This is a genomic window from Jannaschia donghaensis (genome assembly GCF_001403795.1).
GTDB classification, from domain to species: domain Bacteria; phylum Pseudomonadota; class Alphaproteobacteria; order Rhodobacterales; family Rhodobacteraceae; genus Jannaschia; species Jannaschia donghaensis.
The window spans coordinates 57,071-77,942 of record NZ_CXSU01000005.1; the positions used below are offsets into that span (position 1 = coordinate 57,071).

A 20,872-nucleotide genomic window follows, 5' to 3' on the forward strand; every position below is an offset into this window, starting at 1 on the left:
TGTGTCAGGCGGCCAGTTCGGCGATCTGGGCGTCGGCGCGGGCGGCGGCCGCCTCGGCGTCGGCACCCTGACGGTCGGCGGCGACGACCTCAACGTCCGTGATGCCGATGAAGCCCAGGATATGCTTCATATAGCCCGTCGCAAAGTCGATGTCGGACCCGACAGGCGTGCCGCCCGACGCCACCGCCAGGACGGCGCGCTTCCCCTCCAACAGGCCGACGGGGCCGGTGTCGGTGTATTTGAACGTCACACCTGCGCGGCAAATCAGGTCGATCCACGCCTTGAGCGCGCCGGGAACGGAGAAGTTGTAGATCGGCACGCCGATCAGAAGCGTATCGGCCGCCTTGATTTCGTCGATCAAGCTGTCCGACAGCGCCAGGGCCTGACGCTGGTCATCGGAGCGGTCGTCCGGGGCCGTGAAATTTGCGGCGACCCATGTGCCGGAAATCTGCGGCAGCGCTTCGCCGCCCACGTCGCGGCGGATGTCCGCGGTGCCCACACGTGCCTCGATCTCGTCGAGCAATTTGCGGGTGGTGGAGCCTTCGGCCTTGGCCGAGCTGTCGATGCGGAGAATTGTCATGCTGTGCCTCGTTTTCCTTGGGTTGCGCTTGATATCGGTGCAGCAGCGGGCCGAGGCAATTTCCGAAACCCCAACAGGCCCTGTGCATCTGCGCAGGAAACTTGTTTTGACGGTGCGTTGGCGCAATAGTCGTCGCGAACGGAGGACGGCGGATGGCATTCAACGATTGGGACGAGGTCCGCACGGCCTTTCAGGTCGCCCGGCTGGGCACGGTATCGGGCGCGGCGCAGGCGCTTGGTGTGCACCACGCCACGGTGATCCGCCATATCGACAGCCTGGAAGGCAAGCTGGGCACCAAGCTGTTCCAGCGGCACGCCCGTGGCTACACCGCGACGGAGGCCGGGCAGGATCTGCTGAAGGTCGCGCAATCGACCGACGATCAGCTGGCCCAGCTGGCCAACCGCATCAAGGGACGCGGCAACGAGGTGACGGGGGAGTTGATCATCACGTCCATCGCCGTGCTGGCCCCGCTGCTGTCGCCCGCGCTGGCCGCCTTCCGCGAGGAACATCCCGAACTCACGATCAAGTTCCTGACCGATGAACGATTGTTCCGTCTGGAATACGGCGAGGCGCATGTCGCCATCCGTGCGGGCAACCCGCCGGACCAGCCCGACAACGTGGTGCAGAAATTCTATCACCAGGGCTTCGCGCTTTATGCCTCCAAGGATTACATCGCCAAACACGGTCGCCCCACCAGCCTGGAAGACGTTGGCGACCATATCTTCATCGGGTCCGCCGACGACACACCGCGCGCGCCGTTCTTCGCCTGGATGCAAAAGCACATTCCCGCCGAAAATATCGGCTACAAGGTCAATCAGGTCACGGCGGCGCGGCCTGCGGTTCTGGCCGGGCTGGGCATCGGATTTTCGACCACCTGGGCCGAAACGGAATGCGGAGAGACCGAGATGGTCTTCGGCCCGCGCCCTGAGTGGAACTCTCAACTGTGGCTCGTTACACACGTCGACCTGCACCGGACGGCGAAGGTGCAGACGTTCCTGACGTTCCTGAAGGATTGGGCGACCCGCTGGCCGGTGCTGGACGGCTGACGTGAGCGCGTCTGCGCAGGGGCATCTTGCGATGCTTCTGTTCTCGGCTTTGGTGGCGGGATCGTTTCCGCTGGGGGCGGCGGCGGCGAACGACATATCTCCGCTGGCGCTGAATGCGGTCCGATTCGTGCTGGCCGCCGCGATCATCGGAACGTTCGTTGCGTGGCGCGGCGGCGTGCCTGCGGTCGCGCGCGATTCCCTTTGGCGCTACGGCGCGCTGGGCGGGGTTTTCGCCGTATATTTCGTCCTGATGTTCGAGGGGTTGAAGACGGCCGCACCGGTATCGGCGGCGGCCGTCTTTACCCTGACGCCGGTCCTTGCGGCGGGGTTCGGATGGGTGTTGTTGCGACAGGTGACCACGCCGCGGATCGCCCTGGCGCTGACACTGGGGGCCTGCGGCGCGCTTTGGGTCATCTTTCGCGCCGATGTCTCCGCGCTTCTGGCGTTCGAAATCGGGCGGGGAGAATGGATCTATCTTGTCGGTTGCGCGGCGCACGCGCTCTATACGCCGATGGTGCGATTGCTGAACCGGGGCGAAAGCGCGCTGGTCTTCACCTTCGGCACGCTTGTGGCGGCGTCGGCGATCCTGCTGGTGGTCGGCGCGCCCGCGCTGGTCGCGACGGATTGGACGACGCTGCCCCGGACGGTCTGGATCGCGATCGGGTATACGGCGGTCTTTGCCTCGGCTGCGACGTTCACGCTGTTGCAATTCGCGTCGCTGCGGCTGCCGTCGGCCAAGGTGATGGCCTATACCTATCTCGTCCCGGCCTGGGTCACGGTCTGGGGCATCGCACTGGGGGACGCACCGCCGCCGGTCGAGATGCTGATCGGCGTGGGCCTGACGATCCTGGCGCTGGTCGCCTTGCTGCGGGACGGAAATGCGCAAAAATCGCTATAAATTCGCCACGTCCCCGCCCAAATCATCCGCGACGCTTCCTCGACAGAATCCCGCGTAGGAGGCGGAACGATGAACGGATGTCTCAACCTGCCCTTCTGGGGCCAGTATTGTGTCGGCGACCTGACTTTCAGAATGGGGGGCTTTTCCCTGGACCTTTTGCACCCCGGCGTCATCACGACACTTCTGCTGGGGTCGGTTCTGTATATCTACATCTTCAAGAACCCGACCTGATCGGTCAGCCGCATCGGGAATAACCGCAGTTGCCGCAGGTCGCACAGCCTTCGACCATGTGAAGGTCGAAACTGCCGCAGTTCGGGCAGGCCGGGCCGGGGGCCTGCGCTGCTGACGGGTCGACGGGATCGGCCTTGAGGCCCAGCCCCTCGCCCTTCAGGAAGCCGGTGGCCACCATGTGACGTTCGATCACGCCGCCGATGGCCGCAAGGATGCTGGGCACGTATTTTCCCTGCACCCAGGCCCCGCCACGCGGATCGAAAACGGCCTTCAATTCCTCCACCACGAAACTCACGTCGCCGCCGCGCCGGAACACCGCCGAAATCATGCGCGTCAGGGCGACGGTCCAGGCGAAATGCTCCATATTCTTGGAGTTGACGAATATCTCGAACGGACGGCGCTGCCCGTTCAGGGTGATGTCGTTGATCGTGATGTAGAGGGCATGTTCGCTCTGCGGCCATTTGATCTTGTAGGTCTCGCCGGTCAGGCGGGCCGGGCGATCCAGCGGGTCGGCGAAGGTGATGGTCGTCGCGGGAACGGGGGCGCTTTCGTTCGGCTCCTCGCTCAGCACGCTGCCAGTGACGGCGTTGGGCCGATAGGTCGTGCAGCCCTTGCAGCCCTGCGCCCACGCCTGGAGATAGACATCCTTGAACGCGGCAAAGTCGATACCGGCGGGCACGTTGATGGTCTTGGAAATGCTGCTGTCGATCCACTTTTGCGCCGCTGCCTGCATCGCGACGTGGTCGGCGGGGGTCAGGTCGGCGACCCGGACCATGTGGTCGGGCAGCGGGGCATCGCCACGCATCTCACGCCAGAGCGCGACGGCATAATCCTGCACGGTTTCTTCGGTCCGGGTGCCGTCGGGTTGCAGGACCTTTCGGGTATATTCATGCGCGAAGATCGGTTCGATCCCCGAGGAGACGTTGCCGGCCAGCAGACTGATGGTCCCGGTCGGCGCGATGGAGGTCAGAAGCGCGTTGCGTAGCCCATGCTCCGCGATCAGGGCGCGGGTGTCGTCGGACAGGCGTTGCACCATGGGGGCCGCCAGGATGGCTTCGCGGTCGTAAAGGGGAAACGCGCCCTTTTCCTTGGCCAGCCGAGCGGAGGTCGCATAGGCCGCGTTCGCGATCACCTCCAGCCAGTCGCCCGTGGCTGCGACGGCGTCACTGGCCCCGTACCGAAGGCCGCACATCGCCAGCGCATCGGCCAGGCCAGTCACGCCCAGGCCGATGCGCCGCTTGGCGCGGGCCTCGTCCGCCTGCGCGGGCAGGGGGAAACGGCTGGCGTCGACGACGTTGTCCATCATGCGGATGGCGGTGCCAGTCAGATCCGCCAGCTCCTCCAGGTCCAGTCGCGCGTCGTCTGTGAACGGGTCGCGCACCAGCCGCGCCAGGTTCACCGACCCCAGAAGGCAGGCACCATAGGGCGGCAGGGGCTGCTCCCCGCAGGGGTTCGTCGCGGCGATGGTTTCGGCGTAGGACAGGTTGTTGGCGGCGTTGATGCGGTCGATGAAGATGACGCCCGGCTCGGCATACTCGTAGGTCGCCTGCATGATCGCATCCCACAGGTCGCGGGCGCGCAGGGTGCGGTATGTGGTGCCGCCGAAGACCAGCGGCCAGTCGGCGTCGGCGGCCACCGCATCCATGAACGGATCGGTCACCAGGACCGACAGGTTGAACATGCGCAGGCGGGCCGGGTCGGATTTCGCGGCCACGAAGTCCAGCACATCCGGATGATCGCAGCGCAGCGTCGCCATCATCGCGCCGCGCCGCGACCCCGCGGACATAATCGTGCGGCACATCGCGTCCCAGACGTCCATGAACGACAGCGGCCCCGACGCATCGGCGGCGACGCCCGTGACGCCCGCGCCCTTGGGCCGAATGGTCGAGAAATCATAACCGATGCCGCCGCCCTGTTGCAGCGTCAGCGCCGCTTCGCGCAGGGCGGTGAAGATACCGGACATGCTGTCCTCGATGGTGCCCATGACGAAACAATTGAACAGGGTGACGGACCGGTCGGTGCCTGCCCCCGCGACGATGCGCCCCGCCGGCAGGAAGCGGAAATCCTGCAGGGCGGCGCGGAACGACGGCTCCCACGTGGCGGGGTCGCCTTCGGGGACGGTGAGCGCGCGGGCGATGCGGTCCCACGTCGCATCCATGTCGGCGTCCAAAGGGGTGCCATCGGCCGTTTTCAGACGGTATTTCATGTCCCAGATCTGCTCCGCGATGGGCGCGGCGAAGGTGGGCGACATGGGGCGGGCGGTATCGGGCATGATGTCACGGGCCTAGGGCTGGTTGCACGGACGGACGGGACGACTAGATATACGGCATCCGGGGGGATTCCCAAATGATGAATCTGATCAAACTGTCGGTCGGCACGGAAACGATCGAAAGTCTGGGCAAGTGGCAGCGCAATGCGCGCGCCAAGGGGCCGGACGGCGCACCGCGTCACGTCACCCGCATGTGGCCCAAGCGAGAAGCCGAGGTTTTGGCCGGCGGGTCGATCTATTGGGTCATCAAGGGCGCGATCATGTGCCGACAGGAAATCGCCCGCCTCGACGAAGTCGTCGGGGCCGACGGCATCCTACGCTGCGGCATCGTGCTGCGGCCCGGTCTGGTCCCGGTCGCGCCGACGCTGAAGCGACCGTTTCAGGGTTGGCGCTATCTCAAGCCCGAGGACGCGCCGATCGACATCGACCCCGCCCGCGCGTCCGAAGCACGGCTGCCGACGGAACTGTCTGTGGCGCTGGCGGAAATCGGCGTGCTCTGACCCGTCGGTCATGGGGCTTGATGCAGATCATGGCGTCATGTGCGCGGGCCTGGCAGAACGATCTCGACCGACCGAAATCCGGAGCCTTCGATGCCTGCCTTTCCCAATCTGCGGATTTCCGCGTTCCTCCTCGCCCCGCTTGCCCTGGGTGCTTGCAACGCTGCGGATGAACCGCGCACGGACGCCGCCCATGGGGCCAGTCTTTTCGCGCAGAATTGTGCCGCCTGTCACGGCGCGGACGGTGCCGGCGCGGGGGGCATCGGACCTGATCTGACGTCGCTGTCGCGGCGCAACGGCGGGGATTTTCCGCGCGACCGCGTGCTGGCGCAGATCGACGGGCTGAACCGTCACGGCGATGCTGGAGCGGTGATGCCGGAATTCGGGGCCGGCGACCTGGGTCCCGCCATCATCGTGGAAGAACACGACGGGCTGGGCACGCCGATCCCGTCGGACCTGATCGCGCTGACCGAATACCTGCGGACGATCCAGCGGTAGCCATGCTTGCCTGAGACCCGCGCCCTGATCGGGGGCGGCCCGACAGGTCACAAACCCCATACCGAGGCAGCGGAGCGAAGGTCGCAAATCGCCTCCGTCGTGTCGGCACCATTCGACCGCGCCGCATCGGTTGAGGCACAGTGAGGCCAGGCAATTCGGGACCAATCATGCAAACCCACGTCAAAGCACTCATCGTCGGCGGCGGTGCCGTGGGCACAGGCATCGCCTATGCGCTGTCAAAAGCGGGATGGCGCGATGTCGTTTTGCTGGAGCGGGACGAGCTGACGGCCGGATCGACATGGCACGCGGCAGGTCTGCTGCCGTATTTCAACATGGGCTATGCGACCAGCCATATCCACGACCATTCCATCAAGCTCTACAAGACGTTAGAGGAGGAGACCGGCCTGAACCCCGGCTTTTCCGTCGTTGGCAACCTGCGCATGGCGCAGACGCAGGCACGGATGGACGAATACGAACTCTATGCCTCCATCGCCGAAACGGTGGACATCCCCCATGAATGGATGACGCCCGCGCAAATCAAGGAGCGTTGGCCCCTGGTGCGGACCGAGGATTTGAAAGGCGCGATCTTCCATCCGACCGACGGCTACATCAACCCCGCCGACGTCACGATGGCCATGGCCAAAGGCGCGCGGGATCGCGGCGTAAAGATCGAACGGCGTTGGCAGGTGGACGGATACCATTGGACAGGCGACCACTGGGACGTGACCTGCACCAAGATGGTGGAGAAGGGCGGCAATCTGGTCGCGTCGGAGGAGCAGGTGGTGATCCACGCCGACCACGTCGTCACCGCGACCGGCAACCACGCGCAGCGCACGGCGCAGCTGCTTGGCATCAAGATCCCGGCCGTCGTCGTCGAACACCAGTACATCGTGACCGAACCGGACCCCGCGTTGGTCGAATACCGCAAGATGCAACCGCAGCACCCCGTCCTGCGCGACGCCGACGCCAAATGGTACGTACGCGAGGAGCGGGGCGGCTGGATTCTGGGCCCCTACGAGAAGAACGCGCCCGCGCGGTTCGAGTATGGCGTGCCCGACAGCTTTCGTGCCGATCTTTTCCCCCTCGACCTCGACCGGATCGAGGCGGAATACATGTCTTTCATCCACCGCATTCCATCGTCCGAGAACGCGGGTCTGAAAGACGACTACAACGGCCCCATCTGCTACACGCCCGACGGCAACCCGCTGGTGGGGCCCGTTCCTGGCCTGCGCAACATGTGGCTGGCCGAAGGGTTCAGTTTCGGGATCACGGCGGCCGGGGGCGTGGGCCATTACCTCGCGCAGATGATGACGGAGGGCGAGGCGGAGATCGACATGGCGTCGCTGGACCCGCGCCGGTTCGGACGCTGGATGACGACGGAATATGCCGCCCGCAAGAACGAGGAGGCGTACGACCACGTCTTCATCCTGCACCACCCCGATGAGGAGCGGCCCGCCTGCCGCCCCCTGAAGACCGCGCCGTCCTACGACCGCATGAAGGCGCGCGGCGCGCAGTTCGGCTGCGTCAACGGGTGGGAGCGGCCCAACTACTTCGGCCCCCTCGATGCGCCCGAGAGTTTCGATCATGATGCGCGCAGTTTCCGTCGTGGTGGCTGGTGGAAACACACGGTGGAGGAGGCGACGGCCATCCGAGAGACGGCCGGCATGATCGACGCGACGGCCTTCACCAAGCACAAGCTGCGCGGGCCGGGGGCGGCGGCCTTCCTCGACTGGTTCACGACGAACAAACTGCCGAAGGTGGGGCGCATCAACCTGACCTATGCGCTGACCGAGGCTGGGACGACGCGGACGGAATACACCATCGTGCGGCTGGCTGAAGACACGTTCTACCTGGTGTCGGCGGGGGCGTGGCAAAGCTACGACAGCGATTTTCTGGCACAGGCGATCAACGACAACGTGGAACGGTTCGGGCCGATGTGGCTGGATGATTGCACGGGGATGCACGGCGTTTTCGCGCTGGCTGGGCCGAACGCGCGCGCCGTCCTGAACAAGGTCGTGCGCGACGCCGACGTGTCGACCGTCCTGTCGAACAAGCGGTTTCCCTGGCTGTCGGCGCGGCGGCTGGAACTGCTGATGTGCCCGACGAATGCGATCCGCGTGGCCTATACCGGCGAGTTGGGGTGGGAGTTGCATCACCCGATGGAGATGCAGAACTATCTGTTCGACCGTCTGATGGAGGCTGGGGAGCAGCACGGCCTGAAACTGGTCGGGGCCCGCGCGCAGAATTGGTTGCGCCAAGAAAAATCCTATCGCGCCTTCGGCAACGAACTGGGCCGGGATGCGACGCCGCTGGAAGCGGGGCTGGACCGCTTCGTCGACCTGTCCAAGCAATTCCACGGCAAGGCCGCAATGGAGGACGTCGGCATCCGTTCGAAATGCGTCACGATGCTGATCGACGGGCCGGCGGACGCGGACCCCTGGGGGCGCGAGGCGCTGTACGACGGCGACACCAAGGTTGGGCGTCTGACGTCTGGCGGCTATTCCGTCGCATTCTCCAAGTCGATCGGCATGGGCTATGTCCGCCCCGATCTGGCCGTTCCAGGCACGAAACTGCGCGTGCGGATGCAGCGCAAGCTCTGGGACGCCGAAGTGACCGAGGACAGCCCCTATGACCCGACCAACGCTCGGATCCGCATCGACGGCTAGGGGACGGCTGACACTTCTGTTTCTTGCGGCGATCGGCCTTGGAGCATATCTCTGGCTCGATCCCTTCAGCCTGCCCGCCGAACCCTCGCTGCATCTGAGCGGGGACGGATCCAAACAGGTTCTGGCGTCCCTGCAGGAGCCGGACATCGTGGCCAGCGGCCTGAGCGTGGAATGGGTCGCGGATGATCCTGCGGACGCGGCGTTGGAGGTTATCCTGCTGCGCCGCCCTGAAAATGCCGACGGGTTGAAGCATCTGCGGCGTATCTGTCCGGGCGTCTGCAAACGATCTGCGGTGACGACCTTCACGGTGATGAAGCCATTCGACGCGCGGCGGATCGTGGTCGTGAACCTCGCGCGTCTGGGACAGCAGGTCGATGTGGCCCGTGACATCGGCATCCGGCTGGATCGGGCGGAACCGCTGACCTCGCAGGAAGCGATCTGCATCGCGCAAATCGTCGTGCGACAAGTCCCCGTTATCGCGGAGCGTCTTGCGTCGTCCCCGCCCACGGCACCGCCCGACAACTCCTGCGCGGCGCAGGCGGACGGCGTGCAGCGCCGTGTTCTGCCGTTCGATCTATGACGGAGGCAGGACAACGACCTGCAGGCCAAAGACGCTGACGGTGCCGTTCGACACCGTGACGGGCACGCGCGCTATGCCGTCATTCCCCGCCAGTCCCGCGACGCCCGCATTCAGGATCGCGGCCTCGCCCGTCGTCAGCAGTCCTTGTGCGACGGCACCTGCCATCAGCGGCTCCCACCCCTCCAGCGCCAGCGTCAGCGCGCCGTCCGGGCGGCCATCGGCATCGACCGCGACCTCTCCGGTCAGATCGGCGCGGATGTCGCCCCAGACGATCTCCCCCCGGCGCAGCAGGACCGTCTGAATGATCGGTTGCCGACCCGGTCCGACCGCGTCGGTCAACCCGATTTCCGCTTCCACCTTCACCGCGTCGATCCGGTCGGGAAGCTGACCCTGCGTGTCGAGAAGGTCGCGGATGGCCGGGGACAGCGTGATGTCCGATAGCGACAGCGCGACATCGTGCGCCGTCTCGGTGCCGGCCTGCCGCGTGGCGAGCAGTGCCGTCGCCGCCTCCCCCCACAGATCGGCGAGTGCCACGCGCACCGCCATCCCCTCGACGGTCGATTGATCCAGCACCGGGGTGGTGGAGGGGGTGACGATCACCGATCCGCGCAACGCCTCGTTGGTGATGTCGATTGCGTTGCCGGGAAGGTCCAGCGTCATTTCGGGCGGCGCGACCGCGATTACGTGATTGGGGCGATAGGCCAGCGCGAACGCCTGCACGAAGGGGGCGGACCACAGGATGTCGCCGTCCGGCGTGGTCACGCGCGGATCGGTCACCGTGGTGTCGAAGCGGCTGGGAAAGCCCACGACGGACAGGTCGTCGTATTCGATCCGCCAGCCTTGCGCCCGCGCGGCCTCGATCCCCGCGATGATGCCCCGCTCCGCCGCACCGGAGCCGAACCACCACCAACCGCCCCATATCAGGGCGACCACCGCCACCAGCCCCGTCAGCCATTTCGCCATGCCCGGCCCTTTCGCCCATGTCTCGCCCCGTCTATCGGGGGGAACGGATGCGCGAAAGGACCGCAGATGACCATTCCGGACGAACTCTGGGTATTCGGCTATGGCTCGCTGATCTGGAACCCCGGCATCGACGTGGCCGAGCAGCGTCTGGCGGCCCTTGCCGATTTCCGGCGCGGCTTTTGCATGCGGTCGATCCACCATCGCGGCTCGCAGGAAGATCCCGGTCTGGTTCTGGCGCTGGAGCCTCACGATGGCAGCAGCTGCACCGGCCTGGCCCTGCGTGCGGCCGAGCCGGAAACGGCGCTGCGGGCCTTGCGGGAGCGGGAGCTGATCTCCTCTGCCTATTTCGAGCAGCACGTCACGCTTTTGGGAGAGGACGGGGAGGCCGTGACCGCGCTGGCCTACGTCATCGACAGGACGCACGACCAGTACTGCCCCGAACTGACGCTGGAGGAGCAGGCGCAGATCATCGCGCGGGCGACCGGTGGCCGCGGTCCGAACCATGAATACCTGACGCGGACGGCCGCGGGTCTGGCCGCCCTGGGCATTCGCGACGACGACATGGGCTGGCTGGTCACGCGTGTGCAACAGATCATGGATGCCGCCTGAGCCGCGCTTGTGACCAAATCGCAGCGCCGCTAGGGTTTTCAATGCAATCACGCAGCGCCCGCGCAGGGCCAGAGGCCACATGACCATCGACCCTCTCGACCACGGCACCCAGTTTTCGCAGCCGATCCGGCAGATCGTTCAGATGCTGGTGGTTCTGGTGGCTGTCGGCGTGGGCGTGGTGCTGGCCTATCCGACGGTCGCGCCGATCTTTTCGGCGAACCCGTGGCTGAACGGTACGATCATCCTGGTTTTCGTCCTGGGCGTGCTGGCCTGTTTCGCACAGGTCTTTCAGCTGTTCAGTTCGGTCAGCTGGATCGAAGGCTTCGCCGAGCAGCGCAGCGGCCACGACATCACGCGCCCCCCCGGCCTGCTGGCCCCCCTGGCATCGCTGCTGCGGTCGCGGTCGGCGCGCAGCCAGATCTCGTCATCGTCTTCCCGCTCGATCCTCGATTCGGTCGGCGCACGGATGGAGGAGGCGCGGGACATCACGCGCTATATCGTCAACACCCTGATCTTCCTTGGCCTTCTGGGCACGTTCTGGGGTCTGGCGACCACCGTCCCGGCCGTCGTTGACACGATCCGCAACCTGAACCCCGACAACGGCGAGGGTGGCGTCGCGGTCTTCGGCCGTCTGATCAGCGGGTTGGAGTCGCAGCTGGCAGGCATGGGCACGGCCTTCGCGTCGTCGCTGCTCGGTCTGGCGGGGTCGCTCGTCGTGGGCCTGCTGGAACTGTTCGCGGGCCATGGCCAGAATCGCTTCTACCGCGAGATGGAGGATTGGCTGTCGTCGATCACGCGCGTCGGCCTTGTCGGCGACGGCGGGGAGGAGACGATCGACCAATATTCCCTGGCCGCCGTGCTGGACCACATGAACTACCAGATGGAATCGCTGGGCGATATGTTCGCCAAGGCCGAAGCCGGGCGTCTGGCTGCCGACAGCAAGATGGCCCATCTGACCGAAGCGGTGACCGCCATGGCCAGCCGGATGGACGGCGGGGTCGGCACGGCCGACGCGCTCAACCGTGTGGCCGAGGGGCAGGAAAATATCGTGACGGTTCTGCAAGGGTCGTCCGGGGCGTCGGGTGACGGCGGGCTGGATGCCGAAAGTCGGATGCGCCTGCGGTCGATCGATGTGCAACTGCTCAAGGTCTTCGAGGAGGTTCAGCAGGGACGGCAGGCCGCCATCGACGATTTGCGCGGCGACCTAGGGTCGCTGACCCGCACGCTGCGACAATTGAACCGCCAGATGCAGGCGTCCAACGCCGAAGGCGACGGCGAACCGGACGGGGCCTGATCCATGGCTTTCGCGCGGCGCAACGGACAGCGGTTCACGGCCAACGTCTGGCCGGGGTTCGTCGATGCCATGACGGCGCTTCTGCTGGTTCTGATGTTCGTGCTGTCGATCTTCATGATCGTGCAATTCGTCCTGTCGGAAACCATCGAAGGTCAGTCCGACACGATCGAGGGACAAGGACAGGCGCTGGAAGCGTTCAGCGCGCAGGTCGCCTCCCTGTCTCGCGCCCTGGGGCTGGAGAATGCGCGCGCCGCCGCGTTGGAAGATGACGTCGCCGAATTGGGCGCGGAGCGGGATACGCAGGCCGCGCTGATCGCGACCCTGTCGGCGCAGCGCGATGATCTGACCAGTCGTGTGGCCACTTTCGAGGAACAGGTCGCCAGCCTTATCGCGACGCGCGACCGGCTTTCGACATCGCTTGAGACGACCGAAGGGGAGCGCTCGGCGCTGGCCGGGCAACTGGCGACCACCGAAGGGGAGCTGACCCGCATCATCGATGAGCGGGAGGCGCTGCAATTGGCGCTGGCAGCCGCCCGGAACGAAATCGACGAAAGCGCGGAAGTGGCCCGGCTGGCAGCGGCCCGGCGCGAAGCGGTGGAGGCCTTGCTGGTGGACCTTCGCGCCGAATCCGAAACCCGGCAGGCAACGCTGGCCCAGACCCTGGCCGCATTGGACGGACAACGCGATGCGGCGCAGGCGTTGCAGGATCAGGTGACCGACCTTGAAGCATCGCTGGACGAGACCGAGTCAGCGCGCTTGGCCGAATTGGCGGCGGCGCAGGCCCTGCGCGAACGACTGGCCGATGCGGATGCCGACCTGACGGCCGCGGAAACCGAACGTCTGGCGGAAGCTGCGGCTGCGGAAGCCTTGCGAAGCCGGTTGGCCGGGTCCGAGGCCGAACTGACGGCGATGACCCTTGCGCTGGAGGCGCAGCGTCGCGAAGCAGAAGAGACGCTGACCCTGCTGGCCGCGACGCAGACAGCCCGCGACGACCTGACCGATCGTCTGGCACAGGCCCTCGCCGATCTGGACGACAGCCGCGCGGGTGTCGGTGATATCGAAGATCGTCTTGCGACCGCATTGGCCCGGCTGGACGCGGGAGACGCGACCGAAGCCGATTTGCGCGCCGAGGTGGCACGGCTGCAGGCGACGCTGGACGCGCGCGGATCGACCGTGGCGGAGGCCGACGCGCGCCGGACGGAGTTGGAGCGTCGCCTGAACGAAGCGCTGGCCGCGCGGGACGCGGCGCAAGTCACGCAGAGCGATCTGCGCGACGACCTTGCCGCCGAACTGGCGCGCCGCCTGGCGGCGGAGGAGGAGGAAGCCACCGCGCTGACGGATGCGGAGCGGATGGCCGCACTGCTGGGGCAGGCGCGGGCGGAACTGGCCCAAGTCGACGACGACCGGATCGTCGCGCAGCGCGAGGCGGCTGTCCTGAACCAACAGGTCGCCGAATTGCGCGCGCAGCTGGGTGGTTTGCAGAACCTTCTGTCGGCGGCCGAGGAACGGGATGCAGAGGCGCAGATCCAGATCGACACGCTGGGCAGTCGCCTTAACACCGCGCTGGCCCAGGTCGCGTCGGAGGAGAAGGCGCGGGCCGAACGGCTTGCGGCAGAGGCCGCGGAGTTGGAGCGGTTCCGGTCGGAATTCTTCGGCCAACTGCGCGATGTCTTCGACGGGCGCGACGGGATCGAAATCGTTGGCGACCGCTTTGTCTTCTCGTCCGAAGTGCTGTTTCCGCAAGGCGATGTGGAGTTGCAGGCCGAAGGGCGCCAGCAGATCGCACAGGTCGCGGACATCATCCTGGATGTTGCCGACCAGATCCCCCCGAACATCGACTGGGTCCTGCGGATCGACGGCCATACCGACGACGTCCCGCTGTCGGGTTTCGGTCGCTATGCCAATAATTGGGAGCTGAGCCAGGGCCGCGCGCTTTCGGTCGCGCTCTATTTGATCGAAGCGTTGGGTGTGCCGCCGGACCGGGTCGCGCCGACGGGGTTCGGGGAGTTTCGGCCCGTGGACACGGCCGACACGGACGCGGCTCGGGCAAGGAACCGGCGCATCGAGCTCAAGCTGACGGAACGCTGAACGGGCGCGCGCCGAAGCGCGTCACCGGCAGTAGGGGCCGGAGCGGTAGCCGGCCACGTCGAAGTGGAAATGATCGCGGTGATAGCGGTCGGATTCAGGTCCGAGCACCGTACCGAACGGCCCGCAGGCCCGCTGCCACAAGGTGCGCAGCATTCGCCCCTTGGCCCCACGGCCCCAATCGGACAGCACGGTCAGACGCTCCCCGTTGGCGAGGGTGATGGCGGAGATGTCGATGGCATTTCCCTTGGCATGTTCGCTCAGCTTGGCACCCGCCCGGCTGTTGCGGGTGCGGCAGGAATAGCCGGCGGCCACCTGCAATGCGACGGCCCCGCCGCCGGTGCGCCCGACGGTGGGCAGAACGCCCTGCCGAACCCAATCGTCCAGGGCGACGGCGGTGGCACAGTTCATCCGCGTCGGCCGACTCAGCGCGACGCCACCCACGGCTGTGACGCGGACCGGGTTCGGAATGCCGCAGGCCCCGGATCCGTTCACGGGATCGATCCGGGTCGCGACGATGCTGCTCCGCCCGCAAGGGCCTCCACCGCTCTGGCCTTGGCGGGGCGTGCGACTGGCCGCAAGAACAAGATCGTCGGGGCGCAGGCCGGGACGGTCCGACTGTCGCACGCTGCCGGTGATGTCGATGCGCGGTTCGGGCGACCGGATCGCTGCGGCCATGGTCAGCGCCAGCCGGTCTTCGGGGGTCAAACGCTCTACGGGGCGCACGGACCGGGGGACCGCCGCGATTTTGGGGGTTTCGATGCTGCCGCGCGTCGACATCACCTCCAGCTGCAAGACGGGCCGCGGCTCGGGTCGGATATCGGCGGCGGCGGGCAGGGCAAGCAGGGCAAGTGCAAGGATCGGTCTCATGGCGCGTCTCCCCGGCCAAAGTTGGCCTTGTCGGTGTCCTGTCCCGCTTCGATGATGCCGCGCCGGATGGCGCGGGTTCGTGTAAAATAATCGTGCAGATGGTCGCCGTCACCCTTGCGGATGGCCCGTTGCAACGCGAACAATTCTTCGGTGAAACGGCCAAGGATTTCCAGCGTCGCATCCTTGTTGTTCAAAAAAACGTCCCGCCACATCACCGGGTCACTGGCCGCGATGCGGGTGAAGTCCCGAAAACCGGCGGCCGAATATTTGATGACCTCGCTGTCGGTGACACGGCGCAGATCGTCCGCCACGCCGACCATCGTATAGGCGATCAGATGCGGCGCATGGCTGGTCACCGCCAGCACACGGTCGTGGTGGTCCGGCTCCATCGTATCGACGTTCGATCCCATCGCGCGCCACAGCCGGGCCAGTCGATCGGTCGCATCGGATGCCTCATTCACCGGTGTCAGCAGGCACCAGCGATTGTCGAAAAGCTCCGCGAAGCCGGATGTCGGGCCGGAGTGTTCGGTTCCGGCCAACGGGTGCGCGGGCACAAAATGGACCCCCGGTGGCAGGTGCGGCGCGACCGCCTCGATCACGGCGCGTTTCACCGATCCGACGTCGCTGACGGTGGCACCGGGTTTCAGATGTGGGCCGATGTCGGCGGCGACCTCGGCCATGGCGCCGACGGGGACGCATAACACCACCAGATCGGCGTCGCGCACGGCCTGCGCCGCCGTTTCGGTCACCCGGTCGCACAGCCCCAGATCCAGCGCGGTGGCGCGGGTTTCGGCGGACCGCGCGGTGCCGACGATTTCACCCGCCAGTCCGTCGCGTTTCATCCGCAGGCCCATGGACCCCGCGATAAGGCCCAGACCGATCAAAGCGACGCGGTGATAGATCACGCTCATGTGCCGCGCGCCCGCCACGCGGTCAGCGCGTCCAGCAGCCGGGTCGTTCCGGCCCCGTCCCCCACCGTCATGCGCAAGCAGTGGGGCAGGCCGTAATTCGCCGGATGCCGGACGATCACGCCTTGGGATTTGAGGAAGGTGTCGGCATCCCGCGCCTCGTCCTCGTCGGCGAAGCGGGCCAGGACGAAATTCGCCTCGGACGCGTCCGATGGCAGGCCCAGATCGGCCAAACCGGCCCGCAGGCGCGCCCGCTGTTCGGTGTTGTCGGCCAGACAGTGGGCGGCAAAGTCGCGGTCGCGCATCGCCGCTTCGGCGGCGGCCAGCGCCACATTCGACAAGTTGAACGGGCCCCGGATGCGGTTGAGCACGTCGATGATCGCCTGCGGCCCGTAGCCCCAGCCGATACGCAATCCGCCCAGCCCGTACATCTTGGAGAAGGTGCGCGTCACGAAGACGTTGTCGCGCGTCGTCGCCAGCCCCAGCCCGCCATCGAAGTCGGGCACGTATTCCGCATAGGCCCCGTCAAGGACCAGCAGGCACCCGTCGGGCAGACCGTCGGCCAGACGCACGACATCCTGTCCGCCCATAAAGGTACCAGTGGGATTGGCGGGGTTCGCGATGAAGACAAGGCGGGTGGCGTTGGTCACGCCCGCCAGCAGCTTGTCGACGTCGACGGTGCGCGCGGTTTCCGCGACCTGCACCGGCGTGGCCCCCGCGCCGCGCGCGCTGATGGCGTACATCAGGAAGGCGTATTCGGTGTGCAGCACCTCATCGCCCGGCCCGGCATAGGCCTGACAGAGCATGTGGATGATCTCGTCCGACCCCACGCCGCAGATGACGCGATCGGGGTCCAGCCCGTGCACCTCGGCGATGGCGGCGCGCAAACCGGCGTGGTCGGTGGAAGGATAGAGATGCATGGCCTGCGCGGCATGGGCGGCGGCGGCGCGGGCGCTTTCGGGGGCACCGTGCGGGTTCTCGTTCGACGATAGCTTCAGGATGTCGTCCACGCCGTCGACCTTGGAGGTGCCGCCGACGTAGAGTTCGATGTCCATGATCCCCGGCTGGGGTTTGGGTGCGGCGGTCATGTCGAATGGCTCCCGGATGGTCCGGGGTGTTCTATGCCGCGCGGGCCCCGAGGGGCAATGGCGGCTCTTTCTTCGGGCGGTAAATACCTCCGCGCGCGCGAGGGGTTTGCCCCGGTCACAGGAAGCTTTGGGGGTCGATATCGATGCTCAGCCGGGTCGAGCGGGGCAGGATGATCCGCCCGACCCAATCGGCCAGTGCCGGCTGGATCGGGGCCTGGCGGGGGGCCTTGACCAGCAGTCGCACGCGATGCCGCCCCCGGATGCGCGCAATGGGCGCGGGGGCGGGGCCGTAAACTTCGGCACCGATCGCGGCCAGGGGCGTGATGTCGCGGGCCAGGGCATTGCCGACGTCGAAGGCTGTCGCGCCATCGGTGTCGGAAATGACGATGCCGGCCATACGGCCGTAAGGTGGGACGCCCGCGGCGCGGCGCTGATCCGCTTCCTCGCGCAGGAAAGATTCCTCGTCGCCCGACAGGATCGCGCGGATGACGGGGTGCTCGGGTTGATAGGTCTGCATCAGCGCGACGCCCGGCTTGTCCGCGCGCCCCGCACGCCCCGACACCTGGCGCATCAATTGGAATGTGCGTTCGGCGGCGCGCAGGTCGCTGCCCTGAAGCCCGAGATCCGCGTCGATGACGCCCACAAGGGTCAGCTTGGGAAAGTTATGTCCCTTGGCCACCAACTGCGTGCCGACGATGATGTCCGCCCCGCCCCGTGCGATCTCCTCGACCTTGGCCTTGAGGCTGCGTGCGGACCCGAAGAGGTCGGACGACAGGATCGCGACGCGCGCCTCGGGGAACAGGGTCGTCACCTCCTCGGCCATGCGTTCGACGCCGGGGCCGACGGCGGCCATCTTGCCTTCCACCTTGCACGACGGGCAGGCGTCCGGCATCGGCGCAGTCTCCCCGCATTGGTGGCACATCAGACGTTTCTGGAACCGGTGTTCGACCATGCGCGCATCGCATTGGTGGCAGGCGACCTGCTGCCCGCAGGCGCGGCACAGCGTGACGGGGGCGTATCCACGACGGTTCAAAAAGATCAGGCTCTGCTCGCCCTCGATGATCCGCGCCTCGATCGCGCGCTGCAACGTGGGGGAGACCCATCGACCGCCCGGCAGCTGTTCATCGCGCATGTCGATGGTGGCCAGCTTCGGCATGACCGCATCGCCGAAGCGCGACGTGAGATCGAGCCGCGCGTATTTGCCCAGCTCCGCATTGGCCCAGCTTTCGAGCGATGGTGTAGCGGTGGCGAGGATCACCTGCGCGCCTTCGCAGGACGCACGCAGCACGGCCATGTCGCGGGCCGAATAGAGCACGCCGTCCTCCTGCTTGTAGGAGGTGTCGTGTTCTTCATCGACGACGATCAGGCCAAGGCTGCGGAACGGCAGGAACAGCGACGATCTTGCACCCACCACCAGCCGGGCCTGGCCGGTCGCGACATGGGTCCAGCAGCGTCGACGCTCGGCCTGGGTGACGCCCGAATGCCATTCGGCGGGCCGCGCGCCGAAGCGCGCCTCCACCCGCGTCAGAAACTCACCCGTCAGCGCGATTTCGGGCAGCAGCACAAGGGCCTGCCGCCCCTGCGCCAGAGCCTCGGCGACCGCTTCGAGATAGACTTCGGTCTTGCCGGACCCGGTGACGCCCTTAAGCAGGGTCGTGCCATAGGTCCCCGATTTGACGGAGGTTCGCAGGCCTTCTGCCGCCGCAATCTGATCCTCGGCCAGCGTCTTGCCGGGGCGCTGCGGGTCCAGCGTCGGATAGTCGGCATCGCGCGGCGTGGCCTGTTCCAGCACCGCGCCCGACTTGAGCAGGCCCTTGACCACGCCCGAGGAAACCCCTGCCATATCGGCCAGTTCCGACAGGGCGAAGACATCGCCGGGGCGGCTTTGCAGGGCGTCGATCACGGCCGCCCGCGCGGCGGTGGCGCGGTCCGGCTCCCCGGTTCCCAGCGTGTAGACCCGCCGTTTGCCCGGTGCTTCGCCCAGACCGGGTGCCCGCAGGCCAAGGCGCAGCATCGCGGGCAGGGGCGTCAGCGTATAAGCGGCGGAGCGTTCGATGAAATCCCGAAACGCCTGCGCCATCGGCGGCACCGGCAGGACGCGCAGGATCGGGCGCAGTTTCTCGACCGGCCAGTCGCCCGCCGCCGCGCCCCAGACCACGCCCAGCACCTTGCGCGGGCCAAGCGGCACCTCGACGAAGGCCCCGTCCTCCACCCCGCCCTCGGGCGCGCGGTAGTCGAGCGCCCGGTCGAGCGGTTGGGTCGTCAGAACGGCCACGGGCGCGCCGGGGGGATGGAAACGGGTCATGGAGGTCATATCGCCCCTGCACCGCCCGTTTGCCAGAGGGCGTCAGGCCGTCCGACGCGTCAGGGCCGTCACCAGACCCATCGCCATCAGCGCGACGCCACCGCCCTGCGTTACGCGGCGCAGCACTGCGGGCCGCCGCAGACCCGCGCGCAATCGGTCGGCCAGCAGCGCATAGGTCAGCGTATTGAGCGCGGCCAACGTGACGAAGGTTGCCGTCAGGATCGCGAATTGCGGCAACAGCGGGTCGCCGGCCCGCAGGAATTGCGGAACGAAGGCGATGAAGAAGACGATGGATTTCGGATTGAGGGCAGTTACGACGGCGGCATGGCCGAAGACCGCGCGGGCGGGAACCTTCCGCACCGTGCCGATGGGTCCCAGGGTGGCGGCATCTGCGGACCGGAACAGCGTCCACCCCATCCAGATCAGATAGGCCGCGCCGATCCATTTGAGCACCGTGAACAACGTCGCCGACGCCAACACCAGCGTGCCCAGACCCGCCAGCGACGCCGACATGGCGATCGCATCGCCCACAGCCACCCCGGTTGCGGATGCCACGGCAACGCGGCGGCCCTGGGACACCGCATAGCTTGTCACCAGAAGGACGGTGGGGCCGGGAACCAGCAGAAGGGCGGTGGAAGCGGCCACGAAGGTCAACCAGAGCGTGAAGTCCATTGGGGTGGCCCTTGGATGTCGGGAGGCGTATTGTAGAACAAAGCTCACACGCACCCCGGGGACAACATGAAATTCTTCGTAGATACCGCCGACATCGACGCCATCCGCGACCTGAACGAGACCGGAATGGTCGATGGCGTGACCACGAACCCTTCGCTGATCGCCAAGTCCGGGCGCGACATCAACGAGGTCACGAAGGAGATCTGCGACATGGTCGACGGGCCGGTATCGGCCGAGGTCGTGGCGCTGGATTTCGATCAGATGCTCAAGGAAGGCCGTCACCTGGCCAAGATCGCCGACAACATCTGCGTCAAGGTGCCCCTGACCTGGGCGGGCCTTCGCACCTGCAAGGCGCTGACGGACGAAGGCACCAAGGTGAACGTGACGCTGTGCTTCTCGGCCAATCAGGCGCTGCTGGCGGCCAAGGCGGGCGCGACCTTCATAAGCCCCTTCATCGGTCGGCTCGATGACCTGAACCTGGACGGCATGGACCTGATCGGGGACATCCGCACCATCTATGACAATTACGGGTTCGAGACCGAAATCCTGGCCGCGTCGATCCGCAACGCGAACCACATGAAGGACGCCGCACTGATGGGGGCCGACGTGGCGACGGCCCCTCCGGGCGTCATCAAGGGGATGATAAACCACGTGCTGACCGACAAGGGCCTGGACGGGTTCATGGCGGACGTGAAGAAGGCCGGTATCAAGATCCTGTAAGGCCCGCGCGCCACAGTCGCGGCCAATGACCGGGCCGGGGGCGATTTTCCGTCCCCGGTCCGCGTCGTTCGTGCTATCCCGCCTCCAAACGGC

At 66.6% G+C, this 20,872-nt stretch carries 19 protein-coding genes; 11 read left to right on the forward strand and 8 right to left on the reverse strand.

The annotated features are described in order from the left end of the window. Positions 1-4: 4 nt before the first annotated feature. A complete protein-coding gene (locus JDO7802_RS00760) occupies positions 5-580 on the reverse strand; it encodes an FMN-dependent NADH-azoreductase (RefSeq protein WP_055081793.1) in 576 nt (191 codons plus the stop codon). 152 nt (positions 581-732) lie between these two features. On the opposite strand from JDO7802_RS00760, the gene JDO7802_RS00765 reads away from it, so the two are divergent. The 3 genes from JDO7802_RS00765 to JDO7802_RS18120 all read left to right on the forward strand — a co-directional run bounded on the left by JDO7802_RS00765 (position 733) and on the right by JDO7802_RS18120 (position 2,755). Continuing rightward, positions 733-1,626: a LysR family transcriptional regulator gene (locus tag JDO7802_RS00765; RefSeq protein WP_055081794.1), complete on the forward strand. Its 894-nt coding sequence runs from the start codon at positions 733-735 to the stop codon at positions 1,624-1,626. A 1-nt stretch (position 1,627) separates the two neighbouring features. Next, positions 1,628-2,524, forward strand: coding sequence for a DMT family transporter (locus JDO7802_RS00770; RefSeq protein WP_055081795.1), 897 nt, complete (start codon positions 1,628-1,630; stop codon positions 2,522-2,524). A 69-nt stretch (positions 2,525-2,593) separates the two neighbouring features. Further along, on the forward strand, positions 2,594-2,755 hold the full coding sequence (locus tag JDO7802_RS18120) for a hypothetical protein (protein WP_187298069.1): 162 nt from the start codon (positions 2,594-2,596) through the stop codon (positions 2,753-2,755). Positions 2,756-2,759: 4 nt separating this feature from the next. Here JDO7802_RS18120 and JDO7802_RS00775 read toward each other — a convergent pair whose 3' ends face one another. Beyond that, positions 2,760-5,027 carry an adenosylcobalamin-dependent ribonucleoside-diphosphate reductase gene (locus JDO7802_RS00775; protein ID WP_245624075.1) on the reverse strand — a complete coding sequence of 756 codons (2,268 nt, stop codon included), beginning with the start codon at positions 5,025-5,027 and terminating at the stop codon, positions 2,760-2,762. 77 nt (positions 5,028-5,104) lie between these two features. Here JDO7802_RS00775 and JDO7802_RS00780 point away from each other — a divergent pair, with 77 nt between their 5' ends. The 4 genes from JDO7802_RS00780 (at position 5,105) to JDO7802_RS00795 (ending at position 9,265) form a co-directional block, all read left to right on the forward strand. After that, a complete protein-coding gene (locus JDO7802_RS00780; protein ID WP_055082917.1) occupies positions 5,105-5,524 on the forward strand; it encodes a DUF1489 family protein in 420 nt (139 codons plus the stop codon). 90 nt (positions 5,525-5,614) lie between these two features. Further along, on the forward strand, positions 5,615-6,019 hold the full coding sequence (locus JDO7802_RS00785) for a c-type cytochrome (RefSeq protein ID WP_055081796.1): 405 nt from the start codon (positions 5,615-5,617) through the stop codon (positions 6,017-6,019). Positions 6,020-6,186: 167 nt separating this feature from the next. Next, complete coding sequence (locus JDO7802_RS00790) at positions 6,187-8,685, forward strand: GcvT family protein (RefSeq protein WP_055081797.1); 2,499 nt, start codon at positions 6,187-6,189, stop codon at positions 8,683-8,685. Then, positions 8,648-9,265 carry a hypothetical protein gene (locus tag JDO7802_RS00795; protein WP_055081798.1) on the forward strand — a complete coding sequence of 206 codons (618 nt, stop codon included), beginning with the start codon at positions 8,648-8,650 and terminating at the stop codon, positions 9,263-9,265. The genes JDO7802_RS00790 and JDO7802_RS00795 overlap by 38 nt, the downstream gene beginning before the upstream one ends. Here JDO7802_RS00795 and JDO7802_RS00800 read toward each other — a convergent pair. Further along, entirely contained in the window at positions 9,260-10,228 is a 969-nt protein-coding gene (locus tag JDO7802_RS00800; RefSeq protein WP_055081799.1) for a DUF2125 domain-containing protein, read from the reverse strand. The two genes, JDO7802_RS00795 and JDO7802_RS00800, sit on opposite strands and share 6 nt — an antisense overlap. A 66-nt stretch (positions 10,229-10,294) precedes the next feature. Between JDO7802_RS00800 and JDO7802_RS00805 the strand changes: the two genes are divergently transcribed. The 3 genes from JDO7802_RS00805 to JDO7802_RS00815 all read left to right on the forward strand — a co-directional run bounded on the left by JDO7802_RS00805 (position 10,295) and on the right by JDO7802_RS00815 (position 14,219). Further along, a complete protein-coding gene (locus tag JDO7802_RS00805) occupies positions 10,295-10,837 on the forward strand; it encodes a gamma-glutamylcyclotransferase (protein WP_055081800.1) in 543 nt (180 codons plus the stop codon). A gap of 79 nt (positions 10,838-10,916) precedes the next feature. Continuing rightward, a complete protein-coding gene (locus JDO7802_RS00810) occupies positions 10,917-12,131 on the forward strand; it encodes a biopolymer transporter ExbB (protein ID WP_055081801.1) in 1,215 nt (404 codons plus the stop codon). Between the two features lie 3 nt (positions 12,132-12,134). After that, positions 12,135-14,219: a peptidoglycan -binding protein gene (locus JDO7802_RS00815; protein WP_055081802.1), complete on the forward strand. Its 2,085-nt coding sequence runs from the start codon at positions 12,135-12,137 to the stop codon at positions 14,217-14,219. Between the two features lie 21 nt (positions 14,220-14,240). Here the strand turns inward: JDO7802_RS00815 and JDO7802_RS00820 are convergent, their stop codons facing one another. The 5 genes from JDO7802_RS00820 to JDO7802_RS00840 all read right to left on the reverse strand — a co-directional run bounded on the left by JDO7802_RS00820 (position 14,241) and on the right by JDO7802_RS00840 (position 20,059). Then, complete coding sequence (locus JDO7802_RS00820) at positions 14,241-15,086, reverse strand: extensin-like domain-containing protein (protein ID WP_055081803.1); 846 nt, start codon at positions 15,084-15,086, stop codon at positions 14,241-14,243. Continuing rightward, on the reverse strand, positions 15,083-15,997 hold the full coding sequence (locus JDO7802_RS00825; protein WP_055082919.1) for a prephenate/arogenate dehydrogenase family protein: 915 nt from the start codon (positions 15,995-15,997) through the stop codon (positions 15,083-15,085). Before JDO7802_RS00825 ends, JDO7802_RS00820 begins: the two co-directional genes overlap by 4 nt. Beyond that, positions 15,994-17,082, reverse strand: coding sequence for a histidinol-phosphate transaminase (gene hisC, locus JDO7802_RS00830; RefSeq protein ID WP_055081804.1), 1,089 nt, complete (start codon positions 17,080-17,082; stop codon positions 15,994-15,996). The genes JDO7802_RS00825 and hisC overlap by 4 nt, the downstream gene beginning before the upstream one ends. 115 nt (positions 17,083-17,197) lie before the next feature. Further along, entirely contained in the window at positions 17,198-19,387 is a 2,190-nt protein-coding gene (locus JDO7802_RS00835) for a primosomal protein N' (protein ID WP_055082921.1), read from the reverse strand. 42 nt (positions 19,388-19,429) lie between these two features. After that, a complete protein-coding gene (locus JDO7802_RS00840; protein WP_055081805.1) occupies positions 19,430-20,059 on the reverse strand; it encodes a LysE family translocator in 630 nt (209 codons plus the stop codon). A gap of 66 nt (positions 20,060-20,125) precedes the next feature. Between JDO7802_RS00840 and fsa the strand changes: the two genes are divergently transcribed. Next, positions 20,126-20,779: a fructose-6-phosphate aldolase gene (gene fsa, locus JDO7802_RS00845; RefSeq protein ID WP_055081806.1), complete on the forward strand. Its 654-nt coding sequence runs from the start codon at positions 20,126-20,128 to the stop codon at positions 20,777-20,779. The last annotated feature ends 93 nt before the right edge of the window (positions 20,780-20,872 follow it).